Consider the following 19,977-nt stretch of genomic DNA (forward strand, 5'->3'; position numbering starts at 1 on the left):
CCTCAGGGACGGTGGTACGAGAGCGCCTGCGCATCGGCATGCGCGCGGCCCGTGGTGTGCAGGCCGATGCCGCGCGCGAAGGCGCCGAGCATGTCGACGGCCGAGAAGCCCAGGATCAGCAGCACGCCGAGCACCCAGCGCGCGCCGCGCAGCGGCGGCAGGTCCTGCCGGTTGAGCGCGCGCAGGCTGAAGCCCAGCCGCGTGACGAGCACGCACAGCGGGCCGATCGGTCCGCTCTTCGCGAGCCACTGCCAGCGCGGCGACACGTAGCTGCGCAGCAGGTGCGGCGTGAGCGAATACGTGTCCTGCCCGCGCATCCAGCGCAGCTTGAGCGCCTCGCGCCGCGTGTCGGGCAGGCGGTGCTCGGTGTGGGCGCGCGCCGCGTAGTGCAGCGCAATGCCGGCCGCGCGCAGCCGCATGCCGAGCACCTGGCAGTGGGCGCGGTACACGCCGTCGAGCGCCTGGTAACTGTGGGTGTCGAAGACCTCGCGCCGGAACGCCACGTTGTTCGCGTAGAAGTTGCTCGTCGCGCCCGCGTGCTCGTTCGGAAAGTACATGAAGTCGATGGTGGTGAGCGCGGTGCCCACCACGTTGGCCGCGTAGCTGGTGCGGCCCGCCACCACGGCCGGCGCGTCGGCGCGCGCGAAGGGCGCGAGCAGCTCGCGCAGCCAGTCCTCGTCGGGCAGGCAGTCGGCATCGGCGAACACCACCCAGTCGCAGCGCGCCGCGTCGGTGGCCGCGAAGCCGGTGTTCTTGGCGTCGTAGTAGCCGGTCCTGGCGTCGATGCGCACGAAGTCGACGGGCCGCCCGGCCAGGCGCTGCACTTCCTCGCAGGTGGCGGCCTCGAGGCCGTCGTGCGTGATGACCACCTGGGCCAGCGTGGACAGCGGCTGCTTCTGCCGTGCCAGCAGCGCGATCAGCCGCAGCAGGCTGGCGGCGGCCCTGGCCTGCGCATCGGCGCCGCCGCGCAGGTTGTTGGTCTCGAGGACCAGCGCGGTGCGCGCCGCCACTTGATCGGGCATCATCGATTTTTCCTGTCCGGACGTCGTTGGGAAGGCATGCATGCCGCTTTTATCGCACAACCCTCGCGGTTGCCAGTGCCATCGCTCATGGGCGCGGCCCGCCGCGGGGTCGCTGTCTTGAAGCTCGCGGTCTTCGGCGCGGGCTACGTGGGCCTGAGCTTCGCGGCCTGCATGGCCGAGGCCGGACACGCGGTGCTGTGCGCCGACACCGACGCGCCGCGCATCGCGGGCCTGCGCGCGGGCCGCATGCCGCTGCACGAACCGGGGCTCGGCGCGCTGGTGGCGCAGGAAACGGCGGCCGGCCGGTTGCGCTTCACCGACGATGCCGGCGAGGCCGCGCGGCATGGCGACATCCTCTTCATCGTGGTCAATGCGCCGGCCGACGCCGCGGGCGCGGTCGACCTCGAGGCGGTGTTCGAGGTGGCGCGCGCCGTGGGGCGCCACCGCGGCCGCGACGGCCTGCTGGTCTGCAAGTCGACCTTGCCGGCGGGCACGGCTGACCGGGTCGAGGCGGTGGTGCGGGACGCGCTGGCGCGGCGCGGTGCGACGCACCGGATCGCGGTGGCGGTCAACCCCGAGTTCCTGCGCGAAGGCTCGGCGGTGCACGACAGCCGCGCGCCCGACCGCATCGTGGTCGGGTCCTCCGATGCCGAGGCGATTGCGCTGCTGGCCCAGCTCTATCGGCCGTTCCTGCGCGACCCCGCGCGCCAGTGGCTGGTGATGGACCGCCGCTCGGCCGAGCTGGCGAAGTACGCCGCCAACGCGATGCTTGCCACCCGCATCAGCTTCATGAACGAGATGGCGCGCGTGGCCGAGCAGGCGGGCGCCGACATCGAGAGCGTGCGCCGCGCGATCGGCGCCGATGCGCGCATCGGTCCCGCCTTCCTGCAGGCCGGCGCGGGCTATGGCGGCTCCTGCCTCGCGAAGGACCTGCGCGCGCTGCGGCATGTGGGCGAGGGCGCCGCGCTGCGGCTGCTGCCCGCGGTGGCGGCGGTGAACGAGGCGCAGAAGTCGCGGCTCTTCGAACTGGTGGCCGGCCATTTCGGCGCCACGCTCGCGGGGCGCACGCTGGCCGTGTGGGGCCTGGCCTTCAAGCCCGACACCGACGACATGCGCGATGCGCCGAGCCTGGTGCTGATCGAGCGGCTGCTGGCCGCCGGCGCTCGGCTGCGGCTGCACGACCCGGCCGCGATGCCGAATGCGCGCGCGCTGCTCGGCGAGCGCGAAGGCATCGCCTGGTGCGATGCGCCCGAGGCCGCGCTCGATGGGGCCGATGCGCTCGTGCTCGTCACCGAATGGGCGGCCTATCGTCGGCCCGACTTCACGCGCATGGCCGTGCTGCTGTCGGCGCGCGCCGTGTTCGACGGCCGCAATGTCTACGACTCGGCCGAGGTCGAGGCGGCCGGTATCGCCTGCTACGGCATCGGCCGCGGGCGTTCAGTGCGCCGCGTTTGACGCAGCCTCTTCCTCCGCGCGCGGCAGGAACGCATCGCCCGGCGTCAGCGGCGCATGCCGGTAGCTCGCGGGCGTGCGGCCCAGTTTCACGGGCGCGCCGATGCCGCGGTAGCCCTCCATCTCGACCACCATGCCGCGATGCGCCGTGTGCGGATGCTCGAGCGCTGCCGCCACAGGCAGCACGGGCGCGGCCGGCACGCCCGCGGCCATGAGCTGCTCGACCAGCACGCGGCCGTCGAAGGCGGCCATGGCGGCCTCGAGCCGTTGCTTGAGCGCGTCGCGGTTCACCGAGCGCGCACCCGCGGTGGCGAAGTTCGGATCGGTGGCGAGCGCGGGCAGGTCGATGCAGCCGCACAGGCTCGCGAACTGGCGGTCGTTGCCGACGGCGACGAACACGGGGTCGGTGCCGGTGGCGAGGGCGTCGTAGGGATAGATGTTGGGATGGGCGTTGCCGGTGCGGCGCGGCGCGCTGCCGTCCATGAACCAGTTGGCGGCGTGCGGATGCAAGAGCGAGATGCCGCTGTCGTAGAGCGCAGCCTCGACGAACTGGCCGCGTCCGCTGCGCTGGCGTTCCTGCAGCGCGAGCAGCACGCCGATGACGGCATTGAGGCCGGTCACCATGTCGACCACGGGCAGGCCCACGCGCAGCGGCCCGCCCTCGGCCTCGCCATTGACGCTCATGATGCCGGTCATGGCCTGCACGGCGGCGTCGTAGCCGGGCAGCGCACCGAGTGGCCCGTCGGCGCCGAAGCCCGAGACGCGGCACCAGACCAGGCGCGGAAAGCGCTGCGACAGGGTCTCGTAGCCGATCCCCCATCGCTCCATGGTCCCGGTCTTGAAGTTCTCGATCAGCACGTCGGCCTCGGCCACCAGCGCGAGCAGGGCGGCGCGGCCTTCCTCGGTCGAGAAGTCGAGGTGCTGCACGCGCTTGTTGCGGTTGAGGCCGTGGTAGTAGGAAGCGACGCCATCCTTGAACGGCGGGCCCCAGGTGCGCGTGTCGTCGCCTTGCGGCGGCTCGATCTTGAGCACGTCGGCGCCATGGTCGCCGAGGATCTGACCGCAGTAGGGGCCGCCGAGGATGCGGGAGATGTCGAGGACGCGGATGCCCGCGAGTGCGCCTGGAGTGGATGTCATTTGCGTGCCTTCATGTTTTGGGTTGATTTGTCCGGGGGGAAGGCCCGGGGAGAAGGTCCGGGGCGCGTGCGGAGGACATCGGGTACTCCCCTCCGCGAATGTCCCCCGGCCTGCGGCCTCCTCCTTGATTTCGCTGCGTGGAGTACCCGATGCCCTCCGCACGAGAGGCGCTCCGGTCGTGCCGGCGGCTCGAGCGCGGCGCTCATCGATCACGACGATGGGGTGCCTTGCGCAGCGAAATAAAGGAGGAGGCCGCAGGCCGGGGGACATTCGCGGAGCAAGGTACCCCATCGTCGTGATCGCGCCCCGGACCAGCCTCAATCGAGCTGCGCCCCCGACTTCTTGACCACGTCCTTCCACTTCGCCGACTCGCTCGCGATGAACTGGCCGAGCTTCGGCGGCGAGGTGTCGGCGCTGGCCTCCAGGCCCTGGGCCGCGAACATCTGCTTGACCTTGGGCGAGTTCAGCACCTCGGCGAAGGCATGGTTGAGCTTCGCCACGCGATCGGCGGGCGTGCCGGCGGGCGCGACGATGCCGAAGAACACGCTCACGTCGTAGCCCTTGTAGCCCTGCTCCGAGATCGTCGGCACCTCGGGCAGCGCCTGCGAGCGCGCCAGGGTGGCCACGCCGAGCGCGCGCAGCTTGCCGGCCTTGACGTAGGGCAGCGCGGTGAGGATGTCGGTGAAGGTCATGCTGACCTGGCCGCCCAGCAGGTCGTTGAGCGCGGGGCCGGTGCCCTTGTAGGGGATGTGCTGGAAGTCGGTGCCGGCGATCGAATTGAACAGCACGCCCGCCAGGTGCGAGGAGGCGCCGTTGCCCGAGGAGGCATAGCTGAGCTTGCCGGGGTTGGCCTTGGCATGGGCGACGAGCTCGGGCACCGTCTTCACCGGCAGCGCGGGATTCACCACCAGGATGTTCGGCAGGTAGCCGACCTGGATCACGGGCGCGAAGCTCTTCACCGGGTCGTAGTTGATCTTGCGGTAGAGGCTGGCGTTGATCGCGAGCGGGCCCGAGGTGCCGAACAGCAGCACATGGCCGTCGGCCTCGGCGCGCGCCACGTACTCGGCGCCGATGTTGCCGCCCGCGCCCGCGCGGTTCTCCACGATCATCGGCTGGCCCATGCGGTCCTTCATCTCGGCCGCGAGCGTGCGCGCCATCGCGTCGGTGGGACCGCCGGGCGGGAAGGGCACGACCAGCGTCATCGGCTTGGAAGGGAAGGCGGTGTCGGCCTGCGCGGCGGGGGCCGCGGCCAGCAGGCCGGCGCAGGCGGTGGCCAGCGCGAGGAGGGAAGCGAGGTGTTTCAAGAGGAGGTCTCCGTTCTTTGTTCGAGTGTTCGGGGGCAGGGCTCAGGCCGCGGTCCAGTCCGCGGGCAGCGCATCGGGCGCGAGCGGATCGCGCGGCAGCACGCGGTGCAGCAGCGCGAGCTGCGACCAGCGCAGCCGCGCGGCCGAGCCGGTGCGCGTGGCCTCCCACGCCATCGCGCTCGCGCTGGTGCAGTGGTAGAGCGCCGAGGCGGCCTGGCGCGCGAGCACGTCGCCGCCCTCGCGCGCGGCCGTCTCGGCCAGCGCGGCGGCGCGCGCCAGCGCATCGCGCAACGCCTGGGCGAAGGCCGGGGCCAGTTCGGCTTCGGCGATCAGCTTTTCGCAATGGGCGCGCAGCACCGGCAGCGAGCCCTCGCGCTTGACGGCGCGGATCACGTCGAGCGCGACGATGTTGCTGGTGCCCTCCCAGATCGAGCCCAGGTGGGCATCGCGCACCAGCCGCGGATCGCTCCATTCCTCGATGTAGCCGCAGCCGCCGCGCACCTCCATCGCATCGCCCGTGACCTTGCGCGCATCGCGGCAGGCGCGGAACTTGATGAGCGGCGTGAGGATGCGCAGCAGCGCGTAGGCATCGGCTTCGCCGGCGTCGGAGCGCGCCAGCGCCAGCGCGGTCTGGCAGACCATGGTGCGCGCCTGCTCGGCGGGCACGCGCAGCTTGTCGAGCTGGCGCTGCATCAGCGGCATCTTGTCGAGCGTGCGGCCGAAGGCCTGGCGCTCGGCGGCGATGTACTCGGCCTCGGCCACCGCGCGGCGCATCAGGCCGGCGGCGCGCACGCCGTTCGACAGCCGCGAGTTGTTGACCATGTCGGCCATCTGCACGAAGCCGCGGCCTTCCTCGCCGACCAGGTAGGCGTGCGCGCCCTCGAGCCGGATCTCGCCGCTGGCCATCGAGCGCGTGCCGAGCTTGTCCTTGAGCCGGATGATCCGGTAGCGGTTGAGGCTGCCGTCGTCGAGCCGGCGCGGCAGCAGGAACAGCGACACGCCCTTCATGCCGGCGACACCGTCCTCGGCGCGCGCGAGCACCATCGCGAAGTCGGCGTCGGGGTTCGAGCAGAACCACTTGTCGCCGGTGAGGCGCCAGCTGCCGTCGGCCTCGCGCCGCGCCAGCGTGGCGGTGGCGGCGATGTCGGAGCCCGCGGCCTGCTCGGTCATGAACATCGCGCCCTGCGCGAGTTCGTCGAAGTCGAGCGAGGTCAGGCGCGGCAGGTACTTGGCCACCAGCTCGGGCGCGCCGAACTTCTTGAGCGTGCGCGTGAGCGAATCGGTCATCGACACCGGGCAGCACAGGCCGAACTCGGCCTGCACGAACAGGTAGGTCAGCGCGTATTTCACGAGCGGCGGCATGCGGCCCTTCCAGCCCAGCGTCTCGTCGCGGTGCGAGATCGCGGCCAGGCCGAATTCGCTGAGCGCGAGGCGTTCCATCTCGACGTAGGCCGGGTGCTTGATCACCTGCTGCTCGTCGAGCCCGGTGCGCGTGCGCTGCTTCAGGGTGGGCGGGTTGCGGTCGGCGGTGCCGGCCAGCTCGTCGAGCGTGCCGCCCGCGAGGCCGCCGAGGCGCTCGAGCTGCGGCCGCAGGTGGCGCAACAGGTCCTCGGGCAGGTAGAGCGCGAGCAGCGACTGCAGCTCGGTGTCGACGCTGTAGAGGTTCTGGCCGTGGCGGTCGGGAATGGGGTGAACGGCGGGCGCGGCAGGCGTCTCTGGCATGGCTTGTCTCCTGGATTCGCGCCATTGTTCAAGCCGTGACGATCCGTGTCTAATATCGTTTGGGTCTTGCTCGATTCGATTTGCCTATTCATGGAACTGCGTCATCTGCGCTATTTCTCCGTGCTCGCGGAAGAGCTGCACTTCGGGCGCGCGGCGCGCCGGCTCTCGATCTCGCAGCCGCCGCTGTCGGTGGCGATCCGCCAGCTCGAGGACACGGTGGGCGCGCGCCTGTTCGAGCGCAACAGCAAGGAGGTGCGGCTCACGCCCGCGGGCGACGCGCTGCGCGTGTCGGCGCGCCGGCTGCTGCAGCAGGCCGACGAGGCCGCGCTCGAGGCGCGCGACATCGCGCAGGGTTCGGCCGGCCGGCTGCGCATCGGCTTCGTCGGCGCGATGCTCTACCGCGGCCTGCCGCAGGCGCTGCGCGCGTTCCAGGCCAAACATCCGGCGGTGCGCATCACGCTGGCCGAACTCAACTCGGGCGTGCAGATCGCCGAGCTGATGCACGACCGGCTCGACCTCGGCTTCGTCCACACCGCGCGCATGCCGCCCGAGCTGCAGCACCGGCTGCTGCTGACCGAGCCCTTCGTCTGCTGCCTGCCCGCGGGCCATGCGCTGGCGCGACGGCGCGCGCTCGCGCCGGCCGAGCTGCGCGGCGAGCCCTTCGTGCTGTTCTCGCGCGAGGCCTCGCCCGACTACCACGAGCGCATCCTCTCGATCTGCGCCGACGCGGGCTTCCATCCCGAGGTGCGGCACGAGGTGCGGCACTGGCTCGCGGTGGTCTCGCTGGTGTCGCAGGGCATGGGCGTGGCGCTGGTGCCGCAGGCGATGCGGCACTCGGCGCTCAGCGGCGCGGTGTTCCGCCCGCTCGACCGCGAGGTCACGCCCTCGGAGGCCTACGGCGTGTGGCGCGCGGGGCCGCCGAACATGCTGGTGCAGCGGCTGCTCGACGGGCTCGCGAAGAGCCTGCGCGAGAGCGCGAAGCGCTGAACGCTGAACGAGAAACGCGCCTGCACCGTCTTCATGGCACCGCCATGACCATCCGTTGCATCGACCCCGCACCGCGCCGGGCTACCGATACCGGTGATGCCCAAGGCCTTGCGAAGGCTTTAGTATTCCCGCCAACCTCGCCATGGCCCTGGCCTTCAAGAACACGCCAGAAAGAAGGGGTGTCGCCAGGGGGTTCAGATCAACGACACGGCCGAGTCGACGCCAGCATGCCAAAAGGTATCCCCAATTCCGCCGCCATGTACGGCATCTTCACCCGGCCCTGGGGCTACGAGGTCTCCGTCATGCGCAACGGAACCCGCCACTATCGGCAGTTCGGCCGGGCCAGCTACGGCGGCGCCGAACAGGCGCTGCTGCACGCGCAGGACTGGCGCGACGCCATCGTGCGGCAACATCCGCCGATCGCACGCCGCGCGCGCGCCGAGCAGCCGCGCGCCAACAACAGCACCGGCGCGCCCGGCGTCTTCAGCCGCGTCGCGCCCGACGGCCGCGTGCGCGCCTGGCTCGCCAAGACCTACATCGCCGAAGACCGGATCCTGCAGACCTATTTCTCGGTCGACGGCGCCGACCGCGCGGCCCATGCGGCGGCGCTGGCCGAGCGCGCGCGCCAGCTCGCGCAGATGACCGGCCTGGCGCACGTGCATCCGGCCGAGGAGTCGATCCGCCGCGAGACCGCCGCCGCGCCGCGCGCGCGCACGCCGCGGCTCTCGCGCGCGGAGATCGTGCGGCGCAACAACTCGAGCGGCATCAGCGGCGTGCAGTTCAAGTCGCCGCGGCCCGACCATCCGGGCTACTGGATGGCGATCACCTTCATCGCCGGGCGTGGCACGGTCAGCAAGGCCTTCTCGGTGAAGACCCATGGCGAGCAGGCGGCCAAGCGGCTCGCGATCGCCGAGCGCGAGACGCAGCTCACGCTCAAGCGGCAGCTCGACGGCGCGGAGCTCGCGTCCTGATGGCGGCGCGAGAGTGCAGGGCCGGCCCCGCGGGCACGGCCGGGGCGGTGTCGCGATGAGCCTGAAGTCGCTGAACCGGCTGCTGCGCGTGGCCTCGCACCTGCTCGACCAGGCCGCGGCCGACGTGCGCGCCTGCGGCCTCGAGCCGGCCACCGAGCAGGTGCACCGCATCGGCCGCGCGATGGTCGAGCTGATCGAGGTGCAGCGCCGGATCTATGCCGCGCAGCCCGACCTGCAGCCGCGCACGCTCGCGGCCTCGCGCCGCGAGGCCGATGCCAATCGGCTGTTCACGCAGTTGATGGTGGAGGCGCTGGACCTCGAGGACGCGGGCAACGTCGCGGCCGCACTCGAGAAGTACACGCAGTTCATCGGCCTGTCGCCCTCGCACCATCACCGCGAGATCGTGCGCGAGGAGATCCGCCGGCTGTCGGCGCCGACGGTTCAGGCGTAGATCGGGTCCTCGGCCATCGCCTCGCACTGGTCCTGCAGCATCTGGACCTGGCCCTTCCAGTAGTCGCTGCTGCCGAACCAGGGGAAGTTGATCGGGAAGATCGGGTCTTCCCAGCGCCGCGCGAGCCAGGCGCTGTAGTGGATCAGGCGCAGCGTGCGCAGCGGCTCGATCAGCGCGAGCTCGCGGCGGTCGAATTCGCGGAACTGCTCGTAGCCGTCGAGCAGGCCCGAGAGCTGCGCGGTGCGCTGGGCGCGCTCGCCCGACAGCAGCATCCACAGGTCCTGCACCGCGAAGCCGGTGCGCGCATCGTCGAGGTCGACGAAGTGCGGGCCGCCGTGGGGTCTATCGGTCGGGGTCCAGAGGATGTTGCCGGGGTGCACGTCGCCATGCAGGCGCAGCTTGCGCGGGCCGTCGCCGGTGGCCGCAGAGCCCGAAAGCGGGGTCGCGGCGATCATCTCGAGCGCCTCGTTGCAGGCCTTCTCCCAGTCGCGCTGCACGTCGAGCGGCAGCTTGTCGTTCGCCAGCAGCCAGTCGCGCGAGGCGGTGCCGAAGTTCTGCAGGTCGAGCGCGGGCCGCGCCTCGAACGGGCGCGCGGCGCCCACGGTGTGGATGCGCGCGAGAAAGCGCCCGACCCATTCGAGCACCTCGAAGTCGTCGAGCTCGGGCGCGCGGCCGCCGCGGTAGGGGCTCACGCTGAAAGCGAAGCCGGCATGGCGGTGCAAGGTGGCGCCGCCGAAGGCCAGCGGCGGCACGGCCGGCACCTCGGCCGCGGCGAGTTCGAGCGAGAAGGCATGTTCCTCGAGGATCTCGGCCTCGCTCCAGCGGCCGGGCCGGTAGAACTTGACCACCACGGCCGGATGCGGCTGCGGGTCCTCGAGGTGCACCTGGTAGACCCGGTTCTCGTAGGAGTTGAGCCCGGTGAGCCGGCCGTCGCCGTGCAGGCCGAGGCCCGCGAGCGCGTCGAGCACCACGTCGGGCGTGAGGCTCTCGTAGGGATGGGCAGGGTGGCCGGCGGGCGCCGCGGGGGAATCGGGAATCATGCGGCGATTGTCGTCGCCCGCACCCCGCGCGCTTTTCAGAGGCCGCCGGGGTGCGCGTGCAGCGACAGGATGTGGCCGGTGCGCGGATCGCCCTTGCCGGCCAGCACCTGGGCATAGGCCGCCTGCGCGGCCGCGCCGCCGCGGTGGTGCTCGGCGCGCAGCCAGGGGCTGGCGGCATCGGTGGCGCGCGCGGTGAAGGCCTGCCAGGCCGCCACCATGCGGCGGCTGAATTCCTCGGCGCTCCATTCGGCGGTGCGCTTCTTGATCTGCGCGGGCGCGAAGAACAGCGTGGCGCGCGGGCCCGCGAGTTCGCGGGTGGCGCCCTTGGCGGCCAGTTCGTCGACGTGCGTGCCGCCGATCGCGCAGCTGTAGCGCAGGCCGGTGAAGCGCGCATGGATCGACTCGCGCAGCGCGCCGTTGCCCGCGAAGTCGATGTAGACGCAGGGCGTGTCGGCCGGCAGTGCGTCGAGCGCGTCGTAGCGCAGCACGCGGTGGTAGCAGCCCAGGCTCTCGCAGTAGCCGACGTTGCCGGCCGAGGTCAGGCCGACCACCTCGATGCCTTCGCGCTGGTGCAGCTGGAACGCGGTGCCGTAGGCCGTCTTGCTCGAGGCGCTCGACAGCAGCATGGTGCGCGCGCCGAAGAAGTCGTTGTCGGCCATGAAGTCGTCGATCAGCCAGGAGGTGATGAACAGCGGGCGCAGCAGCGCCTGCGTGTCCTCGCTGTCGGCGGTGTAGAGCGGATCGGCATTGCAGCGGAAGTACTGGTTGTAGACCACCGGCAGCTCGGCGCGGTGCGCGGCGCCGTCGGCGAAGCGCTCGGGCGACAGCCGCGTGGGGCTCAGCACCGCGCTCGTGGCCATCGGCCAGTAGCCGTAGAGGCGCTCGCCCACGGCCACGCCCGGATGCAGCGACTGCACCACGCTCGCGAAGCCCCACACGGGGATGTTGCCCCAGGCCTCGTCGCCGGTCGGGAAGAAGCGCCAGTAGCTCATGGCCTCGCCGAAGGCGGCGTAGGTGATGTTGTTCGAGGTCAGCGCGAAGCTGTCGATGCGCACGCGCACCTGGCCGTCGGCCAGTGGCGTGTCGGTGCGGTCGTCGAGGCGGGTGTCGCCCAGTTGGCTCTTGCGGATCTGCAGGCTGAGGGTGGTGCTCATGACGTGTCGAGGCTCCGTGGCTGCGCGGCGTTCCGGCCGCTGGGGTGGCAAGGGGTGCGTCGACGCGACATTAGCCAAGCTTCGTGAAAGGCGCCATCGCGCCGGCGCCGCGCGCGTCGCACGCGGGACAAGCGCGCGCACGCGAAAAAGCCCCGCGAGCGGGGCTTCGGCGTGGAGCGCAAGGGGGCTCAGGCGATCGTCAGTTCGACGTCGATGTTGCCGCGCGTGGCGTTCGAGTACGGGCAGACCTGGTGGGCCGTGTCGACCAGCTTCTGCTTCTGTTCGGCGTCGAGGCCGGGCAGCGTGATCGCGAGCTTGACCGCGATGCCGTAGGCGGCGCCGCCATTCGTCGGGCCGAGGGAGACGCTGGAGTCGATCGCCACGTCGTCCGGCACCTTGACGCCGATCTTCGGGCCCACGGCCTTCATCGCGCCGATGAAGCAGGCGGCGTAGCCGACCGCGAACAGCTGTTCGGGGTTGGTGCCGGGCTTGCCCGAACCGGGCGAGCTCAGCTGGACGTCGATCGCGCCGTCGCTGGATTTGCCGGCGCCGTCGCGGCCGCCCGTGGTGTGGGCCTGGGCGGTGTAGAGCACTTTGTCGAGCTTGGTGGTCATGGTGTTTCCTTGGTCGAAGTGGAAGGGTGGTTGAAGAAAGCCGTCGTGGTCCGCGAGGGCACGCAGCGGGAGAAACCTGTTGTAGTGATTGAAATGGCTTGCTTGCTCAGGCGGCCTTGCGGATGCGGTCGCGCAGCGCTTGAATCTGGTGGGTGAGGTCCACGAGCTCGGGCACCGAGCATTCGGAGGCCGCGAGCAGGCATTCGGGCACATGGCCCGCGCGCGCCTTGAGGCGGCGGCCCGCGGCCGTGAGCGTGATGTGCACGCGGCGCTCGTCGGCCACGTCGCGCACACGGGCCACGAAGCCGTTGGCCTCGAGGCGCTTGAGCAGCGGGGTGAGCGTGCCCGAGTCGAGCGAGACGCGCTCGCCGAGTTCGGAGACCATGGGGCCGTCTTTCTCCCACAAGGCGAGCATCACCAGGTACTGCGGGTAGGTGAGACCGAGCTTGTCGAGCAGGGGCTTGTACAGGCGGGTCATGGCCAGCGAGGCGGAGTACATGGCGAAGCAGAGCTGGTTGTCCAGCTTCAGGAGTTCGTCTTGCGTGAGGGAGGGCATGGGCTGAATTATGGCACTCAATTAAATTGTGTGCAAAGTATTTTGTGCGGCAGGGTTTTCGGATGCCCTCTCCCGGCGGGAGAGGGCAGGAAAACTCAGGGTCGCTTCATCAGTGCATCGGCCACCGCGGCGAAGCCCGGCAGCGTCAGCGGATCGTTGCCCGCGTTCGCCGCCACCGGATGCGCCGCGTAGCGCACGATCACCATCTGCGCCGCCGGGTCCACGTAGATGCTCTGGCCGTGGATGCCGCGCGCCATGTAGGCGCCGTGCGCGTTGTTCGACACCCACCACATGTCGCGGTACGACCAGCCCGGCAGCAGGCCGTAGCCGGCCTTCGCGAACTTCGCGGTGTCGCCGCCGCGGCGGATGTCGTCGACCACCGCCTTCGGGAACACCTGCTGCCCGTTGGGCGCGCGGCCGCCGTTGCGCAGGGTTTCGCCGAAGCGCGCGAGGTCGCGCAGCGTGGTGTTGAGGCCGCCGCCGCCCGACTCGGTGCCGATGCTGTCGACCATGAAGTAGGCGTCCTGCTCGGCGCCGATGCGGCGCCAGATCTTCTCGCTCAGCAGGTCGGCCAGCGACTGGTTGCTGGCGCGGCGCAGGATCCAGGCCAGCACCTCGGCATTGATGGTCTTGTAGCCGAAGGCCTCGTCGTGCGCGCCTTCCTTCTGCTGCAGCGCGAGGAACTCGTAGAAGGTCTTCGGGCCGTTGTAGCCGGGCGCGCGCGGAATGAAGCCGCCGGCGCGCGAGTAGTCCCAGATCTCGGCCTTGGGATCGGCGTAGTTCTCGGAGTAGCGCACGCCGATGGTCATGTCCATCACCTGGCGCACGGTGGCGTCGCCGTAGGCGCTGTCCTTGAGCTCGGGCACGTATTTGGTGACGGGCGCCGCGGGGTCGAGCCTGCCCTCGTCGGCGAGGATGGCCGCGAGCGTGCCGACGAAGGACTTGGTGACCGACATCGCGAGGTGCGGCCGCTCGGGCGTGAGCGCGCCGAAGTACTTCTCGTACACCACCTGCCCGCGATGCAGCACCAGGATGCCGTCGGTGTAGGTGTTGGCGATCATCTGGGCGACGGTGCTGTCCTCGCCCGACAGCGACTTGAAGCGGATGCCCTCGATCTGCTGGGGCGTCACGCCCGTGGCGGCCGGCAGCGGGCTCGCGGCGCCGCTGCCGCGCCACACGTTGGCGGTGGGCACGACCTCGCGCACGTGCGAGAAGGTCCAGCGGTTGCGCGGGAAGGCGTTGCCGGCGGGGTTCTCGAAGGTGATCTGTTTGTCGGGCGGCGGCGGGAAGCCGCGCATCCAGCCGAGCGCGTCGACGGAGGTGGCCGCGGGATCGGGCAGGGCCGCGGGCGCTGCCGGTGCCTGGGCGTGGAGGGAGGTGTTCACGGCGGAGAGGGTCAGGGCGGCCAGGGCCGCGCGCAGTCGCAGGGTCATGGTGAGGGATGGAGGAGGGGGCGGGAGGGGCGTTCGTCAGCGCCCGCTGAAGCGCGCGGGCCGGCGCTCGATGAAGGAGCGCACGCCCTCGGCCGCGTCCTCGCTGTTCGACAGCCGCTTCTGCGTCTCGATGAACTCGCCGACCGCGGCCAGCGGCCCGTGCTCGATCGCCTTGAGCACGTTGAGGCGCGTGGCCACCACCGCCAGCGGCGCCTGCGCGGCGATGCGCTGCGCGATCGCGAGCGCCTCGTCGAGCTCCTGGCCCGCGGGCACGACCTTCTGCACGAAGTTCAGCCGATAGGCCTCGGCGCTGCCGAACTCGTCGGCCGTCAGCAGGTGCAGCATCGCGTTGCCGAGGCCGGCGCGCTCGGCCATGCGCAAGGTGGCGCCGCCCGTGGCCATGATGCCGCGCTGCACCTCCATCTGCGAGAAGCGGCAGTTGTCGGCCGCCACCACGATGTCGGCGCCGAGCATCAGCTCGATGCCCACCGTGAAGCAGATGCCCTTGACCGCCACCACCATCGGTTTGGTGCGCCGGCGGTAGCCCTCGAGGCCGAAGTCGTGCGGCTCCACCAGGCCCTGCGGGATCGCCTTCTCGCCGCGCTTCATGTAGTCGGCCACCGCGGGCAGGTCGAGGCCGGCCGTGAAGTGGTCGCCGAAGGCATGCAGCACGCCCACGCGCAGGTTCGGGTCGTCGTCCAGGCGCGTGTAGGCCTCGGCGAGCTGGCGGAACATCGGCGGCGTCCAGCCGTTGCGCTTGGCGGGCCGGTTGATGCCGATCAGCAGCACATGGTCGAGCACCTGGGTGTCGATGCAGCCTTCGGTCGGCGGGGTGGTGGGCGTGGCGGTCATGGCGTTCCCTGTCTCCTCGTTCTTCGGCGCGTCAGTAGGTGTAGACGCCGCGGCCGGTCTTGCGGCCCAGTTGGCCGGCGGCGACCATTTCCTTCAGCAGCGGGCAGGGGCGGTACTTGGAGTCGCCGAACTGGTCGAGGTAGACCTCCATCACCGCGAGGCAGACGTCCAGGCCGATCATGTCGGCCAGCGCCAGCGGGCCGATCGGCTGGTTGCAGCCGAGCTTCATGCCGGCGTCGATGTCCTCGGCGGTCGCGATGCCCTCGGACAGCACGAAGAAGGCCTCGTTGATCATCGGCACCAGGATGCGGTTGACCACGAAGCCCGGCGCGTTCTTCACCGTGATCGGCGACTTGCCCAGGCGCTCGGCCAGTTCCTTCACCGTGTCGTGGGTGGCGTCGCTCGTGAGGTAGCCGCGGATCAGCTCGACCAGCGCCATCATCGGCACCGGGTTGAAGAAGTGCATGCCGATGAAGCGGTCGGCGCGCGAGGTGGCGGCGGCCAGCTGCGTGATCGAGATCGAGGAGGTGTTCGAGGCGATGATGACCTCGGGCCCCACGAGCTCGTCGACCTGCTTGAGGATCTTGAGCTTGAGCGCGTGGTTCTCGGTCGCGGCCTCGATCACGAGCTGCGCGCCCTTGAGGTCCTCGTAATTCGTCGAGCCCTGGATCAGCGCCAGCGCCGCGGCCTTCTGCTCGGCCGTGAGCTTCTCCTTCTTGATCAGCCGGTCGAGGCTGCCCGAGACGGTGGCCAGGCCCTTGTCGACCGCCGCCTGCGCGACGTCGACCATCACCACCTTGACGCCCGCCACCGCACAGGCCTGCGCAATGCCGTTGCCCATCGTGCCGGCGCCGATGATGCCGACGGTCTGAATCGCCATGAGAAATGCTCCTTGAGAAAACGAAAGGGGAAGAAAAAGAGGGCGGGCCAGCCGCCGTGTCGTCCATTGTGGATCAGCCCCGTGCCAGCGTCGTTGCCGTGGGCGACACGGGTGGCTTACAGTGCGCGCTCGCGCTTTTCCCCTCTTTTTCCTTTCTCCCGAACCGACAGAAGCCGCCATGACCACCCTCGGCACCCCCCTCTCCCCCTCGGCAACCCGCGTGATGCTCCTCGGCTCCGGCGAACTCGGCAAGGAGGTGCTGATCGCCCTGCAGCGCCTGGGCGTCGAGACCATCGCCGTCGACCGCTACGAGAACGCGCCCGGCCAGCAGGTGGCCCACCATGCGCGCACCATCGTGATGAGCGACCCCGCGCAGCTGCAGGCGTTGATCGAGGCCGAGAAGCCGCAGCTCGTGGTGCCCGAGATCGAGGCCATCGCCACGCCGATGCTGCAGCAGCTCGAGGACGCGGGCACGGTGCGCGTGATCCCCACGGCCCGCGCCGCCCGCCTCACGATGGACCGCGAAGGCATCCGCCGCCTGGCCGCCGAGACCCTGGGCGTGCCCACCAGCCCCTACAAGTTCTGCGACTCGCTCGCCGAGCTGCAGGCCGCGATCGACGGCGGCATCGGCTACCCCTGCATCGTGAAGCCCGTGATGAGCAGCTCCGGCAAGGGCCAGAGCAAGATCGACGGCCCGGCCGATGTGCGCAAGGCCTGGGACTACGCCATGGCCGGCGGCCGCGTGAGCCATGGGCGCGTGATCGTCGAGGGCTTCATCGACTTCGACTACGAGATCACGCTGCTGACCGTGCGCGCCAAGGAGGCCGGCGGCGCCGTGAGCACCCGGTTCTGCGAGCCCATCGGCCATGTGCAGGTCAGCGGCGACTACGTCGAGAGCTGGCAACCGCACCCGATGGCGCCGGCCGCGCTGCAGAAGGCGCAGCAGATCGCCGAGGCGGTCACGGCCGACCTCGGCGGCCAGGGCCTGTTCGGCGTCGAGCTGTTCGTCAAGGGCGACCAGGTCTGGTTCAGCGAGGTCAGCCCGCGCCCGCACGACACCGGCATGGTCACCATGGCCACGCAATGGCAGAACGAGTTCGAGCTGCATGCGCGCGCGATCCTCGGCCTGCCGGTGGACACCACGCTCAAGAGCCCGGGCGCCAGCGCGGTGATCTACGGCGGCGTCGATGCCCAGGGCATCGCCTTCGACGGCGTGGCCGAGGCGCTGCAGGTGCCGGGCGTGGACCTGCGCCTGTTCGGCAAGCCCGAGAGCTTCGTCAAGCGCCGCATGGGCGTGGCGCTGGCGCATGCGGCCGACGTGGAGACCGCGCGCGCCAACGCCAAGGAAGCCGCCTCGCGCGTGAAGCCGCGCCAGGCCTGATCGCTTCGGCCGACGGCCGTAGCCAGTTTTCGCAAGCCGCGCCGCGCAGGCGCAGGCATGGTGCCGGGGCTGACGAAAGACGCCGGCCCGGGAGGGATGCGGGTGCATGCGGATTCCGTCCGCGCGCGCCGCGCTCCACACTGGGTCGATCGATCGATCCACCGGAGACACCATGCTGCATCCCCAGGCCCGCGCGCTGCTCGACTTCATCGAGGCGCGCGGCATCCCGCCGACCCACACGCTGTCGCCCGCCGACGCGCGCGCCTTCTACCGCGAACGCCGCGCCGCCACCCAGCCGCTGCCGGCCGAAGTGGCCGAGGTGCGCGACCTCGCTGCCGACGGCCCGCACGGCCCTGTCCCCGTGCGCGTCTACCGGCCGCTGGCCTCGGGCGCCGGCCCGCTGCCGGTGCTGGTGTACTACCACGGCGGCGGCTGGGTCATCGGCGATCTCGACACGCACGACGTGCTGTGCCGCGAGCTGGCCAACGGCGCCGGCTGCGCGGTGGTCGCGGTCGACTACCGCATGGGGCCCGAGCACCGCTTCCCGGCCGCGGTCGACGACGTGCTGGCCGCCACGCGCTGGGTGCGGCGCGAGGCCGCGGCGCTGGGCGTGGACGCGAGCCGCATGGCGGTGGGCGGCGACAGTGCCGGCGGCAATCTCGCGGCGGTGGTGGCGATCGCCGCGCGCGAGAGCGCCGACCTGCCGCTCGTGTTCCAGCTGCTGATCTATCCGGCCACCGACATGCGGCGTGGCCATCCGTCGCACCAGGCCAATGGCCAGGGCTATCTGCTGACGCGCGACACGATGGCCTACTTCCACGACCACTACATCACCGATGCGAAGCACGACCTCGACTGGCGCGCTTCGCCGCTGCTGCACGACGACCTCTCGCGGCTGCCGCCGGCGCTGGTGCTCACGGCCGGCTACGACCCGCTGCGCGACGAAGGCCTGGCCTATGCCGAGGCGCTGACCGCGGCCGGCAACAGCGCGAACTACGTCTGCTTCGAGCGCCAGATCCATGGCTTCGTGACCATGGGCAAGGTGCTCGACGAGGCCAACACCGCGGTCGCGCTTTGCGCCACCGAGTTGCGTCGCGCGTTCGCGGCCGCGAAGCCGCAGGCCTAGGGAAAGTCCCCGCGCAAATGGGCCCCGCGCCGCGCGCGTGCCCCGCTACGATCAGCCCCACAACGACGCCGACCCAGGGCCCGCGCCCTGGTCCAGGCCCCCGAATGCAGGAGACAGACACCATGCAGGGAACGAGGATGGCGCCGTCGACGCAAGGCGGTGCCCGCGAGGGTCGCGGCCAGGGCGAACGCCTGATGTGGCTCACCACGCAGCGCGTGTTCTACGCCGGCCTGCTGGGCCGTGCCGCCGAGCGCACCATGGGCGGCCATGGCGTCTATGTCTCGCCCGCGGGCGCGCCGCCCAACCGCCTGCGCGTGGGTGGCGGTGCCTGGCAGAGCGGCGAGCTGCTGGTGGTGCCGCCGCAGGTGCCGCACGAGATCGAGAGCGCGCATCCGCTGATCCTCAACCTGCTGATCGAATCCGAGTCGGTCGATCCTGCCGGCATGCCCGAGTGGCTGCAGCACTGCGGCCCGGTGCGGGCGCCGGCCTTCGTGCAGCGCGTGCGCGAGAGCCATGCCCAACTGCTCGCCGCCTCGGCGCGCGGCCAGCGCTTCGACGGCCTGGACTTCGACCGCCAGTTCTTCGGCGCGCCGCTCGCGCCGCGCGCGCTCGATGCGCGCATCCGCAAGGTCATCGACACGATCAACGCCGACCCCGCGGCCGCCACCTCGGCCGAGGAATGCGCGGCCTCGGTGCACCTCTCGTTCTCGCGCTTCCTGCACCTGTTCAAGCAGGAGACCGGCATGGCCTTTCGCGCGTTTCGCGCCTGGAAGCGCGCGCGCAGCCTGCTGCGCTACGTGCGCCAGACCGCCACCCTGACCGACATCGCGCTCGAGGCCGGCTATCCCGACTCCACCCATTTCAGCCATTCGATCCGCCAGGTCTACGGCCTGAAGCCCAGCGACATCCTGGCCGGCTCGCGGCGCCTCGCGCTGCACGACGCGGCCGGCGCGGCCTACCGCCCCTTCACCTCTCCGTTCCGTCACCTGCGCCAGTAAGGCCAAGGAGGTTCCCGTCGTGCAGATCCTCCAGCTCCTGCTGTCGGGCATCGCGCAAGGCTGCATCTACGGCCTGATCGCGCTCGGCTTCGTGCTGATCTACAAGGCCACCGAGACGGTGAGCTTCGCGCAGGGCGACCTGATGATGCTCGGCGCCTTCGCCGCGTTCGCGGGCATGTCGCTGTTCGGCATGCCGTTCTGGCTCGCGGCCGTGCTCGCCATCGTGGCGATGGCGGCCTTCGGCGTGCTGCTCGAGCTGGTGGTGATCCGCCCGATCCTCGGCCAGCCGCAGTTCTCGATCGTGATGCTCACCATCGGCATCGCCTACGTGGCGCGCGGCCTGGTCACCATGGTGCCGGGCATCGGCACCGAGACCCATGCGCTGGCCGTGCCCTACAAGGACCGGATCTGGAAGCTCGGCGAGCTGGTGGTGAACCTCGAGCAGCTCGTGATCATCGTCGCCACCGCGATCCTCTGCGGCCTGCTGTTCGCGATGTTCCGCTACAGCAAGCTCGGCATCGCGATGCAGGCCTCGTCGCAGAACCAGCTCGCGGCCTACTACATGGGCATTCCGGTCAAGCGGCTCAACGGGCTGGTGTGGGGGCTGGCGGCCGCGGTCGCGGCGATCGCCGGCATGCTGCTCGCGCCGATCACCTTCGTGCACGCCAACATGGGCTTCATCGGGCTCAAGGCCTTTCCGGCGGCGGTGGTCGGCGGCTTCGGCAGCCTGCCGGGCGCGATCGTCGGCGGGCTGGTGATCGGCATCGTCGAGTCGTTCGCGGGCTTCTACCTGCCCGACGGCTTCAAGGACACGGCGCCGTACATCGTGGTGCTGCTGATGCTGATGATCAAGCCCAACGGCCTGTTCGGCGAGAAGCTGCGCAAGAAAGTCTGAGC

At 70.8% G+C, this 19,977-nt stretch carries 19 protein-coding genes; 8 read left to right on the plus strand and 11 right to left on the minus strand.

Features of this window, described 5'->3' with window-relative positions; all coding sequences use genetic code 11:
- Nucleotides 1–2: 2 nt before the first annotated feature.
- Nucleotides 3–1,025 (minus strand): glycosyltransferase family 2 protein, encoded by a 1,023-nt coding sequence (locus INQ48_02350; GenBank protein ID QRF58131.1) that lies wholly within the window; start codon nt 1,023–1,025, stop codon nt 3–5.
- Nucleotides 1,026–1,139: 114 nt separating this feature from the next.
- Here INQ48_02350 and INQ48_02355 point away from each other — a divergent pair, with 114 nt between their 5' ends.
- Nucleotides 1,140–2,477 carry a UDP-glucose/GDP-mannose dehydrogenase family protein gene (locus tag INQ48_02355; GenBank protein ID QRF58132.1) on the plus strand — a complete coding sequence of 446 codons (1,338 nt, stop codon included), beginning with the start codon at nt 1,140–1,142 and terminating at the stop codon, nt 2,475–2,477.
- Here the strand turns inward: INQ48_02355 and INQ48_02360 are convergent.
- The 3 genes from INQ48_02360 to INQ48_02370 form a co-directional block, all read right to left on the minus strand.
- The gene (locus INQ48_02360; protein ID QRF58133.1) at nt 2,460–3,611 is read right to left on the minus strand and encodes a CoA transferase; all 1,152 of its coding nucleotides are present in this window, start codon (nt 3,609–3,611) and stop codon (nt 2,460–2,462) included. The two genes, INQ48_02355 and INQ48_02360, sit on opposite strands and share 18 nt — an antisense overlap.
- A gap of 317 nt (nt 3,612–3,928) precedes the next feature.
- Nucleotides 3,929–4,915 carry a tripartite tricarboxylate transporter substrate binding protein gene (locus INQ48_02365; protein QRF58134.1) on the minus strand — a complete coding sequence of 329 codons (987 nt, stop codon included), beginning with the start codon at nt 4,913–4,915 and terminating at the stop codon, nt 3,929–3,931.
- Nucleotides 4,916–4,957: 42 nt separating this feature from the next.
- Nucleotides 4,958–6,637, minus strand: a complete 1,680-nt coding sequence (locus tag INQ48_02370) for an acyl-CoA dehydrogenase family protein (GenBank protein QRF58135.1) — start codon at nt 6,635–6,637, stop codon at nt 4,958–4,960.
- A 90-nt stretch (nt 6,638–6,727) separates the two neighbouring features.
- Between INQ48_02370 and INQ48_02375 the strand changes: the two genes are divergently transcribed.
- The 3 genes from INQ48_02375 to INQ48_02385 all read left to right on the plus strand — a co-directional run bounded on the left by INQ48_02375 (nt 6,728) and on the right by INQ48_02385 (nt 9,046).
- On the plus strand, nt 6,728–7,624 hold the full coding sequence (locus INQ48_02375) for a LysR family transcriptional regulator (protein ID QRF58136.1): 897 nt from the start codon (nt 6,728–6,730) through the stop codon (nt 7,622–7,624).
- Between the two features lie 257 nt (nt 7,625–7,881).
- A complete protein-coding gene (locus tag INQ48_02380) occupies nt 7,882–8,595 on the plus strand; it encodes an AP2 domain-containing protein (GenBank protein ID QRF58137.1) in 714 nt (237 codons plus the stop codon).
- A gap of 55 nt (nt 8,596–8,650) precedes the next feature.
- Nucleotides 8,651–9,046, plus strand: a complete 396-nt coding sequence (locus tag INQ48_02385) for a hypothetical protein (protein QRF58138.1) — start codon at nt 8,651–8,653, stop codon at nt 9,044–9,046.
- Here the strand turns inward: INQ48_02385 and INQ48_02390 are convergent.
- The 7 genes from INQ48_02390 to INQ48_02420 form a co-directional block, all read right to left on the minus strand.
- On the minus strand, nt 9,037–10,086 hold the full coding sequence (locus tag INQ48_02390; GenBank protein ID QRF58139.1) for a serine/threonine protein kinase: 1,050 nt from the start codon (nt 10,084–10,086) through the stop codon (nt 9,037–9,039). The two genes, INQ48_02385 and INQ48_02390, sit on opposite strands and share 10 nt — an antisense overlap.
- 35 nt (nt 10,087–10,121) lie before the next feature.
- Nucleotides 10,122–11,240, minus strand: a complete 1,119-nt coding sequence (locus tag INQ48_02395) for a DUF2855 family protein (GenBank protein QRF58140.1) — start codon at nt 11,238–11,240, stop codon at nt 10,122–10,124.
- A gap of 188 nt (nt 11,241–11,428) precedes the next feature.
- Complete coding sequence (locus INQ48_02400) at nt 11,429–11,854, minus strand: organic hydroperoxide resistance protein (GenBank protein QRF58141.1); 426 nt, start codon at nt 11,852–11,854, stop codon at nt 11,429–11,431.
- Nucleotides 11,855–11,960: 106 nt separating this feature from the next.
- Nucleotides 11,961–12,410 (minus strand): MarR family transcriptional regulator, encoded by a 450-nt coding sequence (locus INQ48_02405; protein QRF58142.1) that lies wholly within the window; start codon nt 12,408–12,410, stop codon nt 11,961–11,963.
- 95 nt (nt 12,411–12,505) lie between these two features.
- Nucleotides 12,506–13,843 (minus strand): serine hydrolase, encoded by a 1,338-nt coding sequence (locus INQ48_02410; GenBank protein QRF58143.1) that lies wholly within the window; start codon nt 13,841–13,843, stop codon nt 12,506–12,508.
- Between the two features lie 36 nt (nt 13,844–13,879).
- The gene (locus INQ48_02415) at nt 13,880–14,695 is read right to left on the minus strand and encodes a crotonase/enoyl-CoA hydratase family protein (protein QRF58144.1); all 816 of its coding nucleotides are present in this window, start codon (nt 14,693–14,695) and stop codon (nt 13,880–13,882) included.
- Between the two features lie 31 nt (nt 14,696–14,726).
- A complete protein-coding gene (locus INQ48_02420) occupies nt 14,727–15,575 on the minus strand; it encodes a 3-hydroxybutyryl-CoA dehydrogenase (GenBank protein QRF58145.1) in 849 nt (282 codons plus the stop codon).
- Nucleotides 15,576–15,753: 178 nt separating this feature from the next.
- Between INQ48_02420 and purT the strand changes: the two genes are divergently transcribed.
- The 4 genes from purT to INQ48_02440 all read left to right on the plus strand — a co-directional run bounded on the left by purT (nt 15,754) and on the right by INQ48_02440 (nt 19,975).
- Nucleotides 15,754–16,956: a formate-dependent phosphoribosylglycinamide formyltransferase gene (gene purT / locus INQ48_02425; GenBank protein ID QRF58146.1), complete on the plus strand. Its 1,203-nt coding sequence runs from the start codon at nt 15,754–15,756 to the stop codon at nt 16,954–16,956.
- Nucleotides 16,957–17,128: 172 nt separating this feature from the next.
- Nucleotides 17,129–18,082: an alpha/beta hydrolase gene (locus INQ48_02430; protein ID QRF58147.1), complete on the plus strand. Its 954-nt coding sequence runs from the start codon at nt 17,129–17,131 to the stop codon at nt 18,080–18,082.
- A 122-nt stretch (nt 18,083–18,204) separates the two neighbouring features.
- The gene (locus INQ48_02435) at nt 18,205–19,080 is read left to right on the plus strand and encodes a helix-turn-helix transcriptional regulator (protein ID QRF58148.1); all 876 of its coding nucleotides are present in this window, start codon (nt 18,205–18,207) and stop codon (nt 19,078–19,080) included.
- A gap of 19 nt (nt 19,081–19,099) precedes the next feature.
- On the plus strand, nt 19,100–19,975 hold the full coding sequence (locus INQ48_02440) for a branched-chain amino acid ABC transporter permease (GenBank protein QRF58149.1): 876 nt from the start codon (nt 19,100–19,102) through the stop codon (nt 19,973–19,975).
- Nucleotides 19,976–19,977 lie beyond the last annotated feature (2 nt).

Origin of the sequence: Variovorax paradoxus (genome assembly GCA_016806145.1) — a bacterium.
Taxonomy (GTDB): domain Bacteria; phylum Pseudomonadota; class Gammaproteobacteria; order Burkholderiales; family Burkholderiaceae_C; genus Variovorax.

What these genes read in the sequence shown, in the direction of transcription:
- INQ48_02400 (QRF58141.1), bottom strand. Translation starts at nt 11,854, where the DNA reads ATGACCACCAAGCTCGACAAAGTGCTCTACACCGCCCAGGCCCACACC.
- INQ48_02410 (QRF58143.1), bottom strand. Translation starts at nt 13,843, where the DNA reads ATGACCCTGCGACTGCGCGCGGCCCTGGCCGCCCTGACCCTCTCCGCC.
- INQ48_02405 (QRF58142.1), bottom strand. Translation starts at nt 12,410, where the DNA reads ATGCCCTCCCTCACGCAAGACGAACTCCTGAAGCTGGACAACCAGCTC.
- purT (QRF58146.1), top strand. Translation starts at nt 15,754, where the DNA reads ATGACCACCCTCGGCACCCCCCTCTCCCCCTCGGCAACCCGCGTGATG.
- INQ48_02375 (QRF58136.1), top strand. Translation starts at nt 6,728, where the DNA reads ATGGAACTGCGTCATCTGCGCTATTTCTCCGTGCTCGCGGAAGAGCTG.
- INQ48_02370 (QRF58135.1), bottom strand. Translation starts at nt 6,637, where the DNA reads ATGCCAGAGACGCCTGCCGCGCCCGCCGTTCACCCCATTCCCGACCGC.
- INQ48_02415 (QRF58144.1), bottom strand. Translation starts at nt 14,695, where the DNA reads ATGACCGCCACGCCCACCACCCCGCCGACCGAAGGCTGCATCGACACC.
- INQ48_02435 (QRF58148.1), top strand. Translation starts at nt 18,205, where the DNA reads ATGCAGGGAACGAGGATGGCGCCGTCGACGCAAGGCGGTGCCCGCGAG.
- INQ48_02350 (QRF58131.1), bottom strand. Translation starts at nt 1,025, where the DNA reads ATGATGCCCGATCAAGTGGCGGCGCGCACCGCGCTGGTCCTCGAGACC.
- INQ48_02390 (QRF58139.1), bottom strand. Translation starts at nt 10,086, where the DNA reads ATGATTCCCGATTCCCCCGCGGCGCCCGCCGGCCACCCTGCCCATCCC.
- INQ48_02360 (QRF58133.1), bottom strand. Translation starts at nt 3,611, where the DNA reads ATGACATCCACTCCAGGCGCACTCGCGGGCATCCGCGTCCTCGACATC.
- INQ48_02380 (QRF58137.1), top strand. Translation starts at nt 7,882, where the DNA reads ATGTACGGCATCTTCACCCGGCCCTGGGGCTACGAGGTCTCCGTCATG.
- INQ48_02420 (QRF58145.1), bottom strand. Translation starts at nt 15,575, where the DNA reads ATGGCGATTCAGACCGTCGGCATCATCGGCGCCGGCACGATGGGCAAC.
- INQ48_02385 (QRF58138.1), top strand. Translation starts at nt 8,651, where the DNA reads ATGAGCCTGAAGTCGCTGAACCGGCTGCTGCGCGTGGCCTCGCACCTG.
- INQ48_02395 (QRF58140.1), bottom strand. Translation starts at nt 11,240, where the DNA reads ATGAGCACCACCCTCAGCCTGCAGATCCGCAAGAGCCAACTGGGCGAC.
- INQ48_02430 (QRF58147.1), top strand. Translation starts at nt 17,129, where the DNA reads ATGCTGCATCCCCAGGCCCGCGCGCTGCTCGACTTCATCGAGGCGCGC.